At 63.0% G+C, this 18,583-nt stretch carries 10 protein-coding genes and 1 tRNA gene; 4 read left to right on the forward strand and 7 right to left on the reverse strand.

Annotated elements, in window-relative coordinates; all coding sequences use genetic code 11:
- Window positions 1-531: 531 nt before the first annotated feature.
- From HDC94_RS12650 to HDC94_RS12670, 5 genes are all read right to left on the reverse strand, one after another.
- Window positions 532-1,068, reverse strand: a complete 537-nt coding sequence (locus tag HDC94_RS12650; protein WP_179498096.1) for a hypothetical protein — start codon at window positions 1,066-1,068, stop codon at window positions 532-534.
- Between the two features lie 36 nt (window positions 1,069-1,104).
- Window positions 1,105-1,404 (reverse strand): hypothetical protein, encoded by a 300-nt coding sequence (locus HDC94_RS12655; RefSeq protein WP_179498098.1) that lies wholly within the window; start codon window positions 1,402-1,404, stop codon window positions 1,105-1,107.
- Complete coding sequence (locus HDC94_RS14825; protein WP_179498100.1) at window positions 1,401-8,024, reverse strand: RHS repeat-associated core domain-containing protein; 6,624 nt, start codon at window positions 8,022-8,024, stop codon at window positions 1,401-1,403. Before HDC94_RS14825 ends, HDC94_RS12655 begins: the two co-directional genes overlap by 4 nt.
- Before the next feature lie 134 nt (window positions 8,025-8,158).
- A complete protein-coding gene (locus HDC94_RS12665; RefSeq protein ID WP_179498102.1) occupies window positions 8,159-11,251 on the reverse strand; it encodes a LamG-like jellyroll fold domain-containing protein in 3,093 nt (1,030 codons plus the stop codon).
- 587 nt (window positions 11,252-11,838) lie between these two features.
- Window positions 11,839-12,045, reverse strand: coding sequence for a hypothetical protein (locus HDC94_RS12670; protein WP_179498104.1), 207 nt, complete (start codon window positions 12,043-12,045; stop codon window positions 11,839-11,841).
- A gap of 16 nt (window positions 12,046-12,061) precedes the next feature.
- Between HDC94_RS12670 and HDC94_RS12675 the strand changes: the two genes are divergently transcribed.
- Window positions 12,062-13,285: a cell wall-binding repeat-containing protein gene (locus HDC94_RS12675; protein ID WP_179498106.1), complete on the forward strand. Its 1,224-nt coding sequence runs from the start codon at window positions 12,062-12,064 to the stop codon at window positions 13,283-13,285.
- Window positions 13,286-13,546: 261 nt separating this feature from the next.
- Here the strand turns inward: HDC94_RS12675 and HDC94_RS12680 are convergent.
- Window positions 13,547-13,621, reverse strand: a tRNA-Gln gene (locus HDC94_RS12680).
- A gap of 68 nt (window positions 13,622-13,689) precedes the next feature.
- Window positions 13,690-15,165, reverse strand: a complete 1,476-nt coding sequence (gene gltX / locus HDC94_RS12685; protein ID WP_179498108.1) for a glutamate--tRNA ligase — start codon at window positions 15,163-15,165, stop codon at window positions 13,690-13,692.
- Window positions 15,166-15,239: 74 nt separating this feature from the next.
- On the opposite strand from gltX, the gene HDC94_RS12690 reads away from it, so the two are divergent.
- Genes HDC94_RS12690 through HDC94_RS12700 form a run of 3 tightly spaced genes read left to right on the forward strand, consistent with a single transcriptional unit; the run spans window position 15,240 to window position 18,583 of the window.
- Window positions 15,240-15,836 (forward strand): TetR/AcrR family transcriptional regulator, encoded by a 597-nt coding sequence (locus tag HDC94_RS12690; protein ID WP_179498110.1) that lies wholly within the window; start codon window positions 15,240-15,242, stop codon window positions 15,834-15,836.
- Window positions 15,823-16,992 carry an SGNH/GDSL hydrolase family protein gene (locus HDC94_RS12695; protein WP_218870575.1) on the forward strand — a complete coding sequence of 390 codons (1,170 nt, stop codon included), beginning with the start codon at window positions 15,823-15,825 and terminating at the stop codon, window positions 16,990-16,992. The genes HDC94_RS12690 and HDC94_RS12695 overlap by 14 nt, the downstream gene beginning before the upstream one ends.
- A gap of 22 nt (window positions 16,993-17,014) precedes the next feature.
- Entirely contained in the window at window positions 17,015-18,583 is a 1,569-nt protein-coding gene (locus HDC94_RS12700) for a hypothetical protein (RefSeq protein ID WP_179498114.1), read from the forward strand.

The following is an 18,583-nucleotide window of genomic DNA, read 5'->3' on the forward strand; positions in this document are numbered from 1 at the left end:
TACGTTTGGATATCCGTTAGGCGAGGTAGCGACGGGGTTGACTAACTCGGTTTTGACGGCGCAGTTACTGAGTACCCAAACCAAAAGATCGAGTCGCTCACGAGATTCGCGCAGCCTCGGCATCTGGAAAAGCCAATCGACGAAGCACTCGTTGAGCAGCTACGCGGTCTTACGGAGAAACGGTCGGCGCCGGAGGTCTCACGCATTCACGGACTTAAAGAACGACCAGGTCGTAAGGCAGTTGGGTCCCCGGTCACGCACTACGAGTCAGGTGAGAGCGCCCGACGGGCCACGGTGGCAGTCCGTCCGCTTCGCCCTCACCCGAGTGAGGGCGAAGATTTGATGCCCAGTTCTGCTCGCCACATGCGGCGCTGGACGATCAGTCAGCTAACGCAGGCATTCGGGCCCTACAAATGATCTGGCGACGCGGACACGTCTCCACCGAGAAAGCTGAAGCGGATCCGCCATGACCGACACCGTGCGGACAGAGTTAGGGATCGACTGATTCGGATCGCTGGATGAGTGGTCCAGCTAACGGAGCCCAAGCTCGGACTTGAGCTGAGCGAAGACGGCGTCAACGTACGCCGGAGTCACGTTCGTCGGATTCTTCGGGTCAAGCACCACTAGATCGAGCGGGAGCGAGGTGTTTTCGGCCCTCACTGCGAGCCGTATCGCTCGGGCTTTCATGAGACGGTCGCGCACCTCAACGATCCCTGCATCTGTAATCGCCGACCGAGGAATCGAGAGGTACGCCGTGGAGCGCGACCCGTTGAGCGTCATTCGAAGCTCGCCTGAGTCGAGCACTGCAATCGGACGCCCGTACCCAGTGCTCGGCCCCTTCGCTGCTTCCACCCCGTAGCTGCGCCGAAGATCAGCAACCTGCTTCATGACCGGTCGCGCTGGGAACGTCGTGATCGACAGGATGACTCCAGGCTCAGCGGCGGCAACCTCCTGCGCCTTGCGCGAGCGAGAGATCAAGAACCACGCAAACAACCCGATGATCGCAACCGAGACGATCGGCGTTATCAAGTAAGGCGGTAACCCTCCGCTGGTTGCAGAGATATGCAATGCAGATCCTTGTATCAACGGATCCCTCCATCGGCATTAGTCGAATGTGATGTGCGCAATCGGAGTGGTGCCATCAAACACTGTGATTTCACTCCCGTCGCTGAGGGCTCCTACGCCGGGGGCGTCCCCGACTAGTGGGCGCACCTTGACAGGCAACCGACCATCCGTTGCCTTGCCTACCGCCGCTACCTCGATACTGAACTGGTGTTCGCTAACGACGGGACCCTTGGTGACAAGCCCTCCGATCGCGATCGCGTAAAACTTCTGCTCAGGATCAAACTCGCGCCGCTTGGCCCATGTTGAGAAGAACTCGAGCGTCCCTTCTCGTTCGATCATTTGGAAACGCTCCAAGGGAATTGGTTCAGTTCTGGAAACCGCTCTGGCTCTACGTAGCGCGCCGGGCCAATTCCGTCCAGATTGTCCCACGATTGCAAACTAGATACGAAGTCGTCTGGGGCTTCCACTCGCACGATCGACCCACCTTCCGGGCCCATCTTGGCACCCCAATTTGCTGCATCTTCCGCAGATTCAGCGAAAAACTTACCACCCAATGAGTTGCCACCTTCGCGGAAGCCGTTCGACGCTATGTCATCCAGCTCTGGTTGGCTTACATATCGGAAAAGGTCTTTTCCGACTGGGCCTTTGGAGGCGGAGGCAGCGACACTCTGAATAGCGTTTGTGCCGGACTTTATGCCGGCACCCCCGGCAGTGAAGGCGGGTTTGCTGGCGGCACCTGTGACTGCGGTGACGACTGCTGCCGCGACAGGTTTGCCCGCTGTGGTGAGCACTTTCCCGAGCACTGCTCCGGCACCGGGCACCAATCCGCCCAAACCACCCAGGAGCATGGATTGACCGAGACCCTCGGCGCTCTTTTCGCCGCTTTGCAGTCCGTAGGTGACTGCCGCACCGATCGCTCCGGCCGCCACTCCAACGCCGATAATGACTGCGCCGCAGACTCCGAAGGTTACCGCGGTGCATCCGACGGCTCCGATTACTGCTGCGGTGATCGCGACGGTGACGGCAATGCCGGCGACCATGGCGCCCATGTCTTGCCAGGTGTCGCCCGACCATGTGAAGGGGTTGAACCACTGGGGGTCACCTCCACTCGAGTCTCCCGATCCCGTCCCAGACTCGGTCTCGCCCGGAGGCGGTGGGGTGTCGTGCTTGTACTCGAAGCCTGTTCCGTCCTTGTTCGGTTTGGTCCCGGTCGGGCATTGCCGCGCACCGAACTGGATTAGCGCGCTGCAGTATCCGGTTGCGTCTGCACTGGCGACAGGGCTGTTGTTCGCGTAGGAGTAGCCGTTGTTCTGTTGCGGGTTGAACGGTGAGAGCACAGGGTCGAGGGAGATGAACTTGCCCAACTCCGGATCGTACTCACGCGCCCCGAGCCTGGTAAGTCCAGTTGTTTGAGACTCTGGCGAGTTAAGGTAGCCATGACTCGTCGGCCACGGGGTTGTGAGGATGTTGGGGTTGGTCCCGACGCCGAATGGGTCGGTGTTGCGGCGAATCGCGACACCTGTCGTCGCATCGATCGACACCTTTGAGGTTCCCACGACGTCCATCGAGAGCCACCGAAGGGTGAATCCGGAGACGCCGGCGGTTGCCTCTCGTTCGGCCACGGTCTGACCTGCGATGGAGTAGGTGCGGAGTGCCGAGACTGTTGTCGATCCTGCGGGAACGTGGAGCTCGGTCGATCCGAGGTAAAGGGTGGTGCCTTCTACGGAGTCGTGGCGGAGGAGGAGTTGTCCGTTGGCGGAGTAGACGTTGTCTTGCTCTTCCAATCCGGACGTCTCGATGCGTTCGAGCCGGTTCATTGCGTCGTAGGAGAAGGTCAGGCCGTCTCTAGCAACCATGTTTCCCGCGTCGTCGAAGGTGAAGTCTTCCGCGCTAGCGTGAACGCCGTCGACCGACGTCGACACCAAGTCGACGGTGTGGGGCTGATCCCCGGTTGTCGGGTAGGTGTAGGCGTCCGTGGTCTCGACATCGCTGCTGCTGGTGGGGTGGTCCACCATCTGCGTGCGGTTGCCGGTGACGGGGTCAACGGTCCAACTCTTCCAGTACGGGGCTGCGGAGCCGATGGTGGTCTCTGTCGGTGCGGAGCTGCACGAGAGCGCGTTCGCTGTCCATGCCTGTGTGAGATTCTGCAGGTAGTCGTACTGGAAGCACTCGTGACTGTTCGCTACCCCATTGGCGGTCACCGAAGACGAGGTAATACTGCCAACCTGGTTTCTGGTGTAGATCCGGTTGGAATAGTCAAAGACGGATCCGGAAACCATTTTGTAGTCGCGGATCTGGCTCAGAAGGCGCGTGGCAGGGTCGTACCCGAGGTCTGTCGTGACATCAACGGTGGCATCGCGCTTGAACTGTTGTGGCAGACCGGTGGCGGTGTAGCCGATTGTCGAGATGTAGTTGACAGTTGCTCCGCCGGTTCCACGTAGCAGGTTCGGCATGCCTTGGGAGTTGTAGTAAGTACGCAGGTTCTCAGCACCGAGACCGCCGACTGCGGGCATGGAGATGGTGTTTACTGTCCCGTCTCGCAGGTAGCTGGTGCTCTCGGTGTAGCTGAATCCGCCGAAAGCAGGAGCTGAGCTCGGGATGCTGACCGTGGTCTGCGTGGGCCGGTACCCCGTGTCGTAGGAGTTGACTGTGTAGACGTAGGGGTCATGCGCAAGCTCCGACGTGGACGCCACGTAGGAGGAGACCGAACTGAGCTGCCCCTTATACAGGGTGTCGTAGACGTAGGAGCTCAGGAGGGTGCCGGTTGTGACCGAGTCCTCCCACACTTCCTTGACACGGTCGGCGTCGTCATAGACGGTGCGAATCGTTTCACCGCGCGAGTCCGTCGCCGCGATCTTCCGTCCAACGTTGTCGTACTCGGTGGTCCTGGTGCCGGAGTCGGGGTCGGACGAGGCAACCAGCTGACCGACGGTGTCGTAGGTCCAGGTCCAGTCGTTTCCGTTGGCGTCGGTCATGGACGTCATCTGCCCCTGGACGCCGTATCCGTAGGTAGTTGTCACTTGCGGAACGGAGGGGCCGGGCGCTGACCCGAGATACTGCGTCAGGGAGGTTTGCTGTCCCAGTGAGTTCGAGATGGAGGTCGTGGGGGTGCCGCCGCTGGGCGGTGTGACATCGACCCGGTCGGCACCGAGGTATGTGGTGGAGGTCGTCGACTGGGTAGTGCCCAGTGATACCAGCTTCTGCTGAGTGACGCGTCCAAGTCCGTCGTAGGTGTTCTCGGTCCTCGAGGGAATCAACGTCGGGGAAGACGGCACGTGGATCAGACCAGACGGAACCAGTGTCTGATTCCAGTACGGTGCGTGAGTTGAGATCACTCGCCCGGCGCTGTCGTATGCAGTGTCCGAGATGATCGTCCCGCCGTTGGGTGACGGAGACTGTGTCTGCACCTGTCGTCCCAGACCATCGAAAATCGTGTAGCTCGTTGAGGTCGTCGATGACGTGAGTGCAGTGGTCGCAACCGACAAAGGCGTCAGAGGCGCTTGGACGTAGGCGAACGCGACGGACGGGATCGGGTTGCTCGCCTTAGGACGATCATTGCCCCACACCCGCAGAGTGCGCCCAAGCGGGTCGTACTCCGCTGTTTGCTTTAGACCGTTCTTGTCCGTGACGGCAAGGATGTTGCCGCGCGTGGTGTCGTAGTCAGTGGTGGTCGTCCACCCCATCGCGACATTCGTCACCGACGTCGTCTTGAGGCCACCGCTAGCTGCCGCTGCCCCGGCAGAAGGCGTGTAGGTCGAGGTGGTTTCCCTGCCTCTACGGTCGACAGTGCTGACAACGCGTCCGCGAGTGTCGAAAGACTTCGTTCCGACCTTCGTCCAGACTGGCGCCAACGTCGTCGGATCATACGAGGTGAGTTCGTCAGTGCGAAGCTCCCGACCGAGCGTCGGCGCGCTTCCGTAGGACGTGTCGAGAATGCTGTCGTAGTAGTGACGAATACCCGAGATGTGATCCTGCGGGTAGGTCGGCGTGGTGCTGCAGACACCCTCCCGAGTGATCTCCTGCTTCGTGAGACCCACAATCCAGGCTGAGGCGTTGTCCGGCACGTACTGATACTCGGTGCAGGTCGAGACTGCTCCTGCTTCGTTGGCCTTACTGACGTTCAGGGTGAAGCCGCGCGAGTCATATGTGGACGTGGTCGAGGTGACACGAGACGTGCCGTTGGCGAGCGGCTCGGTCACCGTGACGACTGCGTCGCGCACGGTTCGCGCTTGACGGTAACCGTCGGAGGCACGAACACCACTGTCCCAGGGGGTTGTGACCGTGGTCGAGGCAACCGTTCCACCGTCACCGTTGAGGACCTTTGATTGGTAGGTCCGTCCGGCGAGCCACTTCGAGTCGGTGACGCCAGGGAAATCTGTGACACTCACCGACTTCGTCCCACCGGCCGGAGCCGCCCGGTCACCATCAAGTCCGCGGTAGAACCAGTACTGGGTGGTCTCCTGCTTGGACGGGTTGCTGTTCGCGCCCACCCGAATTTCGACCTTGTCGTATCCGGCATATTCCGACCACGTCCGGTAATCCTCTGGAGTGAACGGGTTGTCGTTGTACCGCCATGCCGGCGTACCAGCGGAGTAGTCGTAGTAGGTTTCGAGGCTCGGCGATCCAGCCCCTCCAGTTTCGGGCCAGGCTGTCGTCGAGGTGACAACGAACTTGTGGAAGAGGTCCTTCCGCGGCGCGACCGGATAGTCCGTCTCGGGATTCCAGGTTTGGGGGAAGCACAGGCGGGAGTTGTTGTGGACGTTCGCGAGCAAGGTCGCGGCTTCGAAAGGCTTGCAGTCGTAGTCGTTGTATGTGACGGAAATCTTGGCACCCGTCTCCAAGGTCACGTCATTGAGGCGGTACTTGTTGAGCGGGGCGACGCCACTCGAGGTGACCCAAACCCGGTTCTGTTTCGTGATCCCCGCGAACTGGATGGCGGGTTCCGCCAGTGCCGTGGACCCTGAGTATCCAGTGTGGGTTGCGTCCGTAAGCCACAGAGAAGGTGATCCATCTCCAGGGTCAGGGAATGAGTGGTTGAAGTCCCACTTGTCGACCGTGTCGTAGGCGGGGCTGCTGTCGACCACGAATGCCTTCGTAAGGACCGTCTTAAGCTTTGCTGTGGTGAAGAACGACGGTGTTGTGAGTCCCGTGCATGTGCCGCTGATGCAGTTCTGGTCGTATGGCACGTCGGGGTACTTTGAAGGGTCGGATGGACTGGCCACGAGACCGTCGACCGCTTGGGGGCTGCAATCGGCTCCTGTGCCGTTGCACCGCCCGTTGGCATCGTATTGGAACTGGACGATCCCCGTCGGAGCGTTGGTGGTGTAGATGTCGCTGCTGCGCATCCCGTACTCGATGCGATTCGGGGATCCCCCGCGCGTGTAGTCGACCGGCGTGCCACCGTTGAGCTTGTATCTGTTCTTCTCCGCGTTGTAGTAAATGACCATCGCGTTGCCGGACACGTCGACGACGTAGTCGAGGTTCCACCGCCAGCCCCTCATGCAGAGGGTTACCGTCCCGTTATCGCAGGGCTCACCAGGGGTGTTGCCGATGACAGGGACGGCCCAGGCAGATTTCGTTTCAGGCTTTCCGGAACTCCACCCCGGGAGGCGGTGCTTCCCGAAGTAGTACTGAGTTCCGTCTGTAGAAGTGAGTCGCCAACATTCGTCGTTCGTGGTGCCGTTGTTGTCGGAACCGCTGACGCATTCGAACAGTTGGTCGACGCGAACGTTCTCGTCCGTCTCGAGGTGCCACCCATTCGTCGCGTCCTTAACCAGTGGCCCGGACATGCTGCCGAACGAGACCGTGGCGTTCTCCATCTTCCAGCACTGGTCACCCGATCCGTTGATCGGGTCGACGTCGTCCTTCGAGCACGTCACGTACGACCGCTCGATAAAGCCGAGACCAGAAAGGTCCCAGCCTTCCCCAACGAACGATGTCTGGTTGTTGGCTGCGGAGGTCTTTCCGTCCACTGATTGGGAGTTGTAGCTCAGGGAAACCTGGGGCTTCATCCCAGCGGGCGACGGTGGAGCTTCCATCGGGTAGGTCCAGGAGAAGGCACCGGTTTGGGCTGAGACATCCCAGGAGCTGGAGGATTTCAGGCTGGTGGCAGAGAAGTCCCCCGCACCGCTTGAGGAGGATGCGGACGCCGCAGCGAAGACGATCAGGGGCTCAGAAGACACACTTGCGGTGATGTAGGCGTTCTCGTCGTCAATCTCGGTGTCAGCAGGTGTTGCTCTTTGTACGGACTGGGTGCTCGAACGGGAAGTCAGCGAAGTGGCCGAGGCAGGCAGATCAGCAACGCGCCACCTTACGCGGGAGGCGTAGTCGGCGCCGTACAGCCCATCGATCAGAGAGTCGGGAACACGGAGCATCACGTCGGTCGATGCGTCAGAGTCCTCCCGCACGAGGGCGATCGCCAGCCCGCTGAGGCCGAGCTTTTCGCGCTCGTCGTCGCTGAGGATTGTGGCCTCGATAGAGGGAGACGTTGGGGCAGTTCCTCGCGCGGCAACGTTGGAGGGAGCGAGGGACAGCGAGATTCCCGAGTCGCCGATCTCTTCCCACTGCGCCGAGACGTCCGGCTCTTGTTCGGGTTCTGCAGTTTCGGTGGGCTCTGGTGTCGCAGAAGGTGCGCTCTCCTCCGGCTCTTCCACCGAAGGGGTCTCGGTAGGTTCGGGCTCAGTATCCGCACCGGGGGTCCCCTCGATCGGGGATCCGGTGACCTCCGGGGTGGGTTCTTCGTCACCGGCTGTGGCCCGCGCCGCAGCAGATCCGAGAGGCGCGGGCTCGCTTGTCAGCTCGATGACGGCGGTCTCCCCGTCGGGCAGCTCCACCTTCTCCGTGAGCACCGAGATGGACGACTCAGGGGTGGGAGCTTCGGCGATGGGTCCGGCGGTGGTGCCGGGGACGCTGATGTCTTCCTGCAGCTTGGGTGGTGCACCGGATGCGGGTGTTGCCACCAGCAGGCTTGCTAGGAGTGCAACCCCTGCTGCTGTCGCGACGCCGATCCGGCGGACTCTCCGACGGGCCTCCGTTTGAGCCGTGATCTTCACCTGTAAGTGCCTTTCGTTGTTGCGTCGTGTTGTGTCGGAACTTACGGTCCGGTCGGGAGGGGTTCTTCGAACATGAGAGAGAAGCGTTGGCCAACGTCAATGACACCGGGGAAGATCGCCGGTCCCGAGATGGCACCGAACCAGCGTTCGGCTGGCGCTTCACGACGCTGGGCGTTGGCCACGGTGAAGCCTCCTGAGCTGATGCCGTCCTCGAAGGTCGCAGGGGCACGCCAGGAGATCCAGGTGGGATTGTCATCCTGGTTCAGGTAGAGGCGCAGCTGCTCATTGGTCTTGTCCCACACCCCGGTGACGAGCGTCCACTCGGTGCCCGCAGGGTCAGTTCCTGTGGCGCACACTTCGGATGAACCTGGGCGTTGATCGGACATGCAGAACTGCCATCCGCCGTCTTCGTTGATGCCGAGGCGGAAGCCGGAGTTGGCACCTGAGGCCTGCGAAAGGGCAGTCTGCTCCTGGCCGGGCCGGGCAGAGGCGTCGGCCTGAAGGTAGGCAGAGACAGAGAAGGACTCGCTGGTGTCAATGACGGGAAGTGCCGTCTTGGCAACCGCGTCGTACGACATTCCCCATCCGAGGAGCTCAACCTGCGTATCAGAGCCACAGGCGGCCGACTTCACGTAGTACACGACGGGCGTGCCCCCCGAGCAGACGCGCAGTTGGACTGGCGACGGCACATCGCCCGAGGTTGCACCGACATATCCGAGCGGGCTGCCGACGGCACAGCTTCCCCCCACCGGTGCCAGGGTGAGGCTCGAGTGGGTGCCCGACTTGCACAGGGTGCGCTGTCCCGTGAGCGCGGTCGCCGTGCCGTTGGGCTTGTACACCCACCCTGCGGTGTGGAGGAGCTCGGTACCGCGCCCGGGGGTGGTCCCGACAACGTCGAGGTAGGTGCCATCGATGTTCTTGAACACCGAGATCGGGATGGTGTCGGTCGGCTCAATGACTGCGTGTTCTGTTCCCAGAACAGCTGTCGCAAGTGGGTTGGTGTTCGCTGCCGCCCCCAGAGAGAGAGGTCGCGTCGCGGTGGTGTTGGCGTCCGCGATCGGGTTCGTGAACGTGTCCAGCATCCAAGTGTGACCTGCGGTCGTGGAGATACTGGTGTAGTCAGGGCTTGCACTGAACGTCCTCGAGAACCACGGCGAGACGTTGTGAGCCTCGTCAACCGTGCGCACCTGCAACGTTCCCAACTCGCTCGTAGGGGCAACGGTGAGGAGCACGGGCCCGGTTCCGCGGGCGCAGGCGAAGCGGGACGATCCGGCACCATGTCGGTCGCAGCCGCGCACATCGGTTGGCGGATCGACGGGGTCAAGCTCGATCCCGTTGGGCTCCCAGTAGTACTGGTACATCGCCGGCTGGTCTTCTTCGAAGTTCGCCTGCACGGTAATTTCGACCGGCTGACCGATGGTGAGGCCTGGCGGAGGAGGCGACACGGTCGGTGTTGCTGGTGGGTCGTTCTCGACCCGGATGTAGCAGTACTGGGAAGGGTAGGGCGAATTTGCGTAACCATCCCAGGATCGCATCGTCCACCGATAGACGCCCTCTACTAGGTAGCGGCTTCCGTCGATGACATAGCTGTGCCCGGCACCAGGGGAAAGATTGAGGATGTCGTCGCCTGGACTGAGCGTCATCTGATGGAAACCACCAACCATCGCTGGTCCAATAAGGTGCGCATCGTCGAGGACGTTGCTCCATGACGAGCCAACCTTGCGCTCCAGGTAGAGCAGCGGGTAGAGGTTGCCGCCGTCAGCGTCCCAGAGACGGGAACGGAAGGTCCACGGAATCTCCGAAGAAATCCACTCGGGGTCCCCGGAGCTGCCGCAGGACCGCTTCGGGCTGAGAATGCTGTGGGAGTACGGGGCCTGGGGTCGCGTGTTGTAGGTGACGATGAGCTGAACGCCGAAGGAGAAACGCTTCCAGGAGTACATGTCGTTCTCGTCGGCAGCCCTCATCGCCAGCACGATGCTGCTCTGGTTGTTTGCCGCCGACCACTCAAGGGCAGCCTTCGCATCAAATCCCACGGTGTTCACCGGGCAGGAGGAATTGTATCCATATGCGACATTGGCATCGCTTAGGTGCTGGTCCCAGCTCACGCCAGTGGAACCGTTCCAACTGGCGCCACCGTTTGCGTTCGACACACGCCACAACTGGACAGATCGGGGACTACAGGAAGCAGCCCACACCTCGGTCGTGTTGAAGGCGGCGCCGAGGATCTGCTTGCCGACGACGGCGGAGGTGTCCATCCACCAGAAGGACCTGGCACGGTGGGTCTGGTAGTCGGGGTACGCGATGCTGGAGTGAATGTATCCGACCATCATGTTCGGGTCGGTGTAGGCGCCGCCCTCCGGGTAGGACTGGTTGGGGTACAGCTCGTCGATGTACCACGCATACAAGCGGCCGCCGGTCCAGTCTGGGTCGACATATACCGGGTAGTTGAGGTCTTCTGTTTCGGCAAGGGCATCGAGGCCGAGATCGATCTCGTCAGGGACATCCTCAGTCTCGAGACCCACAGCGATCGTGCTCGGGTGGGGCCCATCCGCGTTGCTACCCTCCACGGTCGAGTCCCACATGATCGGGGAGTTTGAGCGCAAGTCGCTCTCGGCCGGTTCATCGCCTTCCGGGGTTGCCGTGACGGTGCCGTGCGCGTCCGTCGATAGGGCTGCACCCTCGATCTGGATTGACAGGTCTTGGACGTCGGGATCAGCTGCAGCCTCCTCGGTGTGAATGATCAAGACTTCAGACATACCAGTCGCCGTTGCCGTCAGGCGAAGGTCGACATCGGGCAACACATCCGCGTAAGTCGCGTGCGGTCCATCGATGACCGGTTCCGGTAGCGGACCCAGCGGCCACTTTTCGGTCAACCAGGATCCGTCCGGCATCTGCACTTCGGCGAGGGTGTCCGTTTCATCGCCGTAGAAGCGGACCGGGACCGTGGTGGCGGCCGGTGACCAGAACTCCTCCGGGCCGGCCTGTTCGAGGGTTGGGTCGACCGGCACCCACTCGTTGTCAATCTGCGTCCGCGCCGGAACTGAATCAATGGTCACGCGTGAGGTGCCGTCCGGGAGTGCCTCCACCAACTGGTTCTCCGTGGTGAGCGACTCCACAACGACCGGCTCATTCAAGCGCTGCGCCTCACCCGACGCGATCAGCTCCTCATTGGTGATCTGATCAAGCGCTTCTTCTTCACCCTCAGAAGGCTCCTCGGGCTCCTCCTCCGACACTGAAGCTGGAGTCGCTTCCGCAGCCGGACGGGCGGACGAAGGTGCGACACTCACAACCCCCGCCAGCGATATCGCGAGAACGGCCGTGAGGCAAACGCGGATACCACGAGACAAGTTAGACAACAGTTCCCCCTAGTGCGCACACAACTCCAGCGCACTACCCCAGCGCTATTGTCGATTCCGGCTCAACATTCAGTCGGACTCACCATAGAACATCCTGTCCACCCGTCGATACCCCCATATGGGGGGATTAGGCAACATATTTTCGACAAGATACGTTTGGGCCTTTGAGGGGTGTTCACCTCCGAGAGAATCGAAGATGTGGGGGAAGAAATGGCGTTTCGGCGTGCACGCAGGGGCATGGTGGCGGCAGCTACCGCACTGGCGCTAGGGCTGGTGATCGCGCTAGGAACGGCCTATTCAGCTTCGGCAGCAACAATCACCGGAACGGTGAATGGACCCAGCGGAGCGTTGTCCGGAGTGACCGTTCAGGTGTACTCCGCACCGTTCACCTCCACGAACCCTTCTACGGTCACGACCACCACCACCACCTCGTCCGGGGCGTTCACCCTGAGTCTCTCGTCCGGCAAGTACTTCATTCGATTTGCCCCGCCGAGTGGCACCGCTCCGGCGTGGAGCACCTCGACCGAACCCACTGGCACGACCAGTTTTAGGACCGAAGCACAGGTCATCACCGTTGGATCCTCGGCAGTGACCGTCCCCGCCGCGACGCTCAGCGCGTCCGGTGGTATCTCCGGTTCAGCACCCAACACCTGGCGCGTAAATGCACTCCTGTGGAACCCGTACGCCCTCCAGTTCGAACCCATCACCTACGAAACCACCAGCAACGGCAGCTACTCGCTGACCGGCCTCCCGCCCGGCGAATACATCGTGAAGTACGTGCCACCGGCAGCCGGCACCCCGGCAAGCTACTGGAAGAAAACCATCCGAATCCCGCAGAGTCGCCCCGTCGTCGTCAAGCCAGGCCAAACAACCCCGGGCATCAGCGAGCCCGGCATGAGCCTCACCCGCGAATCTCAGCGCGTCGCAGGCACCAACCGGTATGACACCAGCGCCCTCATGTCGTCACTAGGCTTCCACGAACCCGAAACCGTCTTCATCGCCAACAGCACCGGATTCGCCGACGGCCTCTCCGGGGCACCCGCCGCCGCAACCCTCGGCGCCCCTCTGCTCCTCACCGCCGTGGACGCTCTCTCAACGCACGTCACCGAAGAGCTACAACGCCTCACACCCCGCAAAGTCGTGATCCTTGGCGGCCCCACATCGGTGTCAGACGACGTCGAGGATGAGATCGCCACCGCGGTACCTGACGCGGAGATAACCCGCATCGCAGGAACCGACCGCTACGACACCTCCCGCAAACTCGCACGATTCGCCTTCGCAGGCTACGACACCCACACCGCCTACATGGTGATCGGTAGCGACTTCCCCGACGGAATCGCCGCAGGCTCCTCCGCCGCCGCACAGCACGCGCCTGTGATCCTCGACAACGGGTCTACCAGCCTCGACTCCGCAACAAGCACGTTGATTCAGGAGCTGGGAATCGAGCGAATCGTCATCGTGGGATCATCCATCCCCACCGCCAAGGAGACCACCCTCCGCGGGCTCGCGGGCGTAACAAGCGTGATCCGCATCGCAGGAGCTAACCGATACGAAACGTCAGCCCAGCTGATCACCTTCGCGTTCCCGCAAGGAGCAGACACCGCGCTCATCACCAACGGAACCGACTACGTCGACGCCCTCGGCGGCATAACCCTCGCCGCAGAATGGGACGTGCCCGTGTTCATCACAAGCCCGTCCTGCATGCCCTCCGCCATCGGAGGAAAACTCAGCGGCCTCCGAGTCACCGAGTTCTACATCCTCGGCAACAACAACACCCTCAGCTCCGCCATGGAGGACTTCACCATCTGCTGAAGATGACGTGGGCAGCGCGCAGGCGACGCTCGTAAGAGGCGCGCTGTCCACGTCAGCCCATCAAGTTTGAGTCAGACGAATCAGATCGTGTAGGTGATCGAACAGGGACGGGAGTACCTGAGTGAGAAGCCGTAGTCGAGACCCTGGGCAAATCTAGATATGCCGCGCAAAGAGGAAACGTCTCGGGAAATGCGCGAAAGTCAGCTAGATGCGAGAACCGATCAATAAGGCCCGACGCTACGTAAGTCGGGAGCCAACCTTTGGCTGGGGTACCTGGACTCGAACCAAGAACAAAAGAATCAGAATCTTCCGTGTTGCCAATTACACCATACCCCAATAGCTAGAGCCGAGGCCCGAGCCGACTGTCTACTTTAGCGTATCGCGAGGGGTCTCGTCACACCGGCTCAGAGCGCGGCGCGGAGCTTCTCGATGCGACGGATCGTCGACTCGCGACCCAGCAGCTCCATCGACTCGAACAGCGGCGGGCTGATGCGACGACCCGAGATCGCCGAACGCAAAGGCCCGAACGCGAGACGAGGCTTGAGCCCCATCGTGTCGATGAGCTCGATGCGCAGCACCTGCTCGATCTCGACGTGTCCGAAAGTGAGGATGCCCGGCAGCACGCGCAACGCAGCATCCAGCACAGCAGCCCCGTCCGCCCCGGGCAGCGCATCCGGCTCGACGACGAGGTCGTCGTCCGCCGTGAAGAGGAACGAGAGCAGGCCGGGGGCCTCCCCGAGGAGCTGCATGCGCTCCTGCACGAGGGGGGTGGCATCCCGAAGCAGTTGGCGATCGGCTTCGGTGTTGATGAGACCGGGCAGGTACGGCTCGAGGCGCGACGCCAGGTCATCGGCGGAGAGCAGGCGGATGTGGTCGCCGTTGATCGACTCGGCCTTTTTGAGGTCGAAGCGAGCAGGATTCGGATTGACGTTCTCCACATCGAACGCGGCGATGAGGTCATTGACCGAGAAGACGTCCTGATCGGCCGAGAACGACCAGCCGAGCAACGAGAGGTAGTTGACGAGCCCCTCCGGGATGAAGCCGCGGTCGCGGTGGTGGAAGAGGTTCGACTCGGGGTCGCGCTTGGAGAGCTTCTTGTTGCCTTCCCCCATCACGTAGGGCAGGTGGCCGAAGCGCGGGATGAACGTGGTCACCCCCACCTCGATGAGCGCCGTGTAGAGCGCGATCTGGCGAGGGGTGGACGACAGGAGGTCCTCGCCGCGGAGCACATGCGTGATGCCCATGAGCGCGTCATCCACAGGGTTGACGAACGTGTAGAGCGGAGCGCCGTTCGGCCGCACAACGACGAAGTCGGTGAACGAACCTGCGGGGAACGTGATCTCGCCACGCACCAGGTCGTCGAAGCTCAGGTCGGTGTCCGGCACCTTCAGGCGCAGCGCCGGCAGGCGACCCTCGGCCTTGAATGCCTCGCGCTGGGCGTCCGTGAGGTCGCGCTCGAAGTTGTCGTAGCCCTGCTTGGGGTCGCGACCGGCGGCGACGTTGCGCGCCTCCATCTCCTCCGGGGTCACGAACGACTCGTAGAGGTGACCGGATGCCGTGAGCTTCTCGATCATCTCGAGGTAGATCTCCGTGCGCTGCGACTGGCGGTAGGGCGCCTGGGGGCCGCCGACATCGATGCCCTCGTCCCAGTCGAGCCCGAGCCAGCGCATGGCGTCGAGCAACTGGAGGTAGCTCTCCTCGCTGTCGCGCGCGGCATCCGTGTCCTCGATGCGGAAGACGAGCTTGCCGCCCGTGTGGCGCGCGTAGGCCCAGTTGAAGAGCGCGGTGCGGACGAGGCCGACGTGAGGCGTACCGGTGGGCGAGGGGCAGAAACGGACGCGAACGTCGGTTCCCGTGGCGGTGGAGAAGGCTGCAGACATCGCCGCCCAGTCTACGGGTTGCATCCCAAACCTAAGTGGCTTAGGTTTAAGCCTAATCACGTTAGGAATCGCGTATGCCCCGCACAGGAATCACCCCGGACCGCGTCACCAGCGTCGGCGCCGAACTCGCCGACGAGATCGGCTTCGAGCACGTGACCGTTGCCGAGGTCGCGCGTCGGCTGGGCGTACGCACGGCAAGCCTGTACTCCCACGTGGCAAGCACGGGCGATCTCAGCGAGCGCATCAGCCTGCTGGCTCTCGAGGAGCTGGCGGACCGGGCGACGGATGCCACGGCGGGCAAGTCTCGCGGAGATGCCATAGCCGCGCTCGCCGACGCCTACCGCGGCTACGCGCGCGAGCATCCCGGACACTTCACCGCAACGCTCGTCACGCTGGATGCCAAGACCGCCGCCGCGAGCGCCGGCCCACGCCACGCCCGCCTCTTGGAGGCAATCCTCGACGGCTACGACCTCGCGCCCACCGCTCGCGTGCACGCGATACGCCTCATCGGCAGCACCATCCGCGGCTTCATCACGCTCGAGCAGGGCGGCAGCTTCGCGCACAGCTCCCCCGATGCCGACGTCAGCTGGCGCGAGATCCTTCGCGCGCTCGACACCATGATCCAGACCTGGCCCACCACCGACTCCACGAATGCACATGACATTGACTGACCTCCTCACGATTCCGCTGACCGACAACCTCTTCCGCGGCGCGATCGAACTCGAGCGCACCGAACACGGGGTGCTTCCCCACCGCCTCCCGGCCTGGGCGCGCACCCAGGCCGCCGATCCGCAGATCCTGAAGGCGGAGTCGCAGCCGTCCGGCGTGCGGCTCGCCTTCCGCACGGTGGCGACCGAGATCGAGCTCGAGACCTCGCGCACCACGATCAATCTCGCGGGGTTCCCCCTGCGACCGGACGGCATCATCCAGCTCGTCATCGACGGCTCGCCCGCGGTCGAGGATGCGACGACGGATGGCATCGCGATCGTTATCGACCCCGCGACCGGCGTTCCCACCACGACCGTCGGCCCGCCCCAGACGAGCTTCTTCGCCGGACTTCCTGGCGAATCCAAGGACGTCGAGATCTGGCTACCGCACAACGAGACCATCGAGGTGCGCGGCCTTCGCACCAACGCGCCGGTCGAGGTCGTGGCATCCGATCGGCGTGTCTGGGTGCACCACGGCAGCTCGATCAGCCACGGTTCGAATGCGACCCACCCGCTGGGCACGTGGCCCGCAGTCGCCAGCAGGCTCGCGGGATTCGAGTTGCTCAACCTGGGCTTCGGCGGAAGCGCCCTGCTCGACCAGTTCACCGCGCGCACCATCCGCGACACCCCCGCCGACGCGATCAGCCTCAAGCTCGGCATCAATCTCCTCAACACCGACCTCATGCGGCTCCGCGCGTTCGGTCCGGCCGTACACGGGTTCCTGGACACCATCAGGGACGGGCATCCGACGACACCGCTCCTCGTCATCAGCCCCATTTACTGCGGTATCCACGAGAACACCCCCGGGCCCGGCGCGTTCGATCTCGACGCGATCGCCCGAGGCGAGATGCGCTTCATCTCCACGGGCGACCCCGCCGAGGTCGCCGCGGGCAAGCTCACGCTCACGGTAATCCGACGCGAGCTGAAACGAATCGTCGAGGAGCGTCGCGCACAGGACCCGAACCTCCACCACCTCGATGGCCTCGAACTGTACGGCGAGACGGATGCCGCGACCCACCCCCTCCCCGACGCGCTGCACCCCGACGCGGAGACTCAACGCATGATCGGCGAGCGGTTCGCTGGGTTCGCGTTTGCGGACGGCGGACCCTTGGCCGATTAGTGAGGGATGTTAGCCTTAGCGCATGCGCTTCACGCTGCGGGATTCGCGTCGACAACCAGCGGCGCCGAAGCGGACCGCGAGACGATCGCTCATTGGCCTGGTCGCGTTTGCTGCACTGCTGCTCTCAGCGTGTACTGCGCCGCAGCCCACCCGCGAGCCATACCCGAGTGACACCGGCTACCCGAACGGTCTGATCGGCACGTGGCGTCTCGACTTCGGCGGGGAGGTGTTCGCCGACAACACGATCTCATTCGCGACGCGAGAGTTCACCGCTCACACCTGTGACCAGGACTACCACGGCACCTGGGCGGCCCTGAACGGGGCGATCGTCGCGCAACCCGAGGGATACCCCGACTGCCCGAACGCGGACATGGCAGGTCCCATGTTTTCGTGGCTGACGGCCGCCGCAACGGTGGTGCGCGACGGCGACGGCTGGAGTCTTCGCGACTCCGACGGCGAGAGAACGGTGCGACTCGTACCGGCCAGGGACGGGGATGCCCCGAGACTAGTCACACCCCCGCCGGTGCTCGACGACGAGGCACGTCAGTGGTTGGCGCCTCCCGCGCCCCTGCCCTCAGGCCTTGCCGAGGGCGATGTGACCGGACGATGGGAGTCAACGGGCGGCTCGTTGGCGGGCGTCATCCTTGAGTTCTGGGCCGATGGCTGGAACATCTCCGACGATTGCGGAGAGATTTACGGACGCTGGGCGCAGCCAGAGGGTGGTGGTCCCCTTGCCACAACGCTTGTGGTGGCGCCTTTCGAGAGTTGCGACGTCTCTGCGTTGACGGCAGCCTTCGCTGACCTGCGTTTGGCGGGGTTCGACGGGGAGACACTGGTGCTTCTGGACGGGGACGCCAGGGAGATTGGGCGTTTCATTCGCACCGGCGACCCGATGCGCGCAGTTGATCTCCTCGGGCTGTGGTTGGCTGACGTGGAAGGGCTCGATGAAGCCACGAGCCTTTTTGCCGGCCCTGGCTATCTTGCGCTCACGAACATCTGTGGGAGCGTCTCGTTCACGTGGCTGTCGGTCGGAAGCGAGATGCTGGCGAGCGCCTACTCAGGTCACGGTTGTCTGGCGCCGGGCGAGCCCGCTGTCCGGGCTTTCGAGCGAAGCGTCGAGTTCGAGAAGATCGACGACGCGTGGCAGTTCACCAACCGTGACGGCACTGTCACCGCGACGATGCGGGAGCCGGAAGGAAGCGGGCCTCAGGACGAGAACTACCCTCTCGACGAGCCCCAGCGCGCACTGCTCCGGGCGGGACACCAGGCTCCGCACCCGCTACCTCGCAGTCTCGACAGCGGATCGGTCGCAGGGGCCTGGTCGGTAGAAGGCGCGTCCAGCATTGAGCTCGCATTCACCGCCAATGGAACGTGGTCGATGTCACACTGCTCGGATGCCGGCGGCCGCTGGCGGCAGATCGGTGACGTGCTTCTCCTCTCACCGCCGCCCGTAGAGCAGGCCCAGTGCGTGGAGAGAGCGACGAACTCGCGCTGGTCCAGCGAGGCCCGGTTGGCCGGATTCGACGGGGACACCCTTGTGCTGCTCGACGCCTACGGTGCCGAGCTCGCTCGGTTCGGAAAGGTCACCTGA

Source organism: Leifsonia sp. AK011 (assembly GCF_013410945.1).
GTDB lineage: Bacteria > Actinomycetota > Actinomycetes > Actinomycetales > Microbacteriaceae > Rhodoglobus.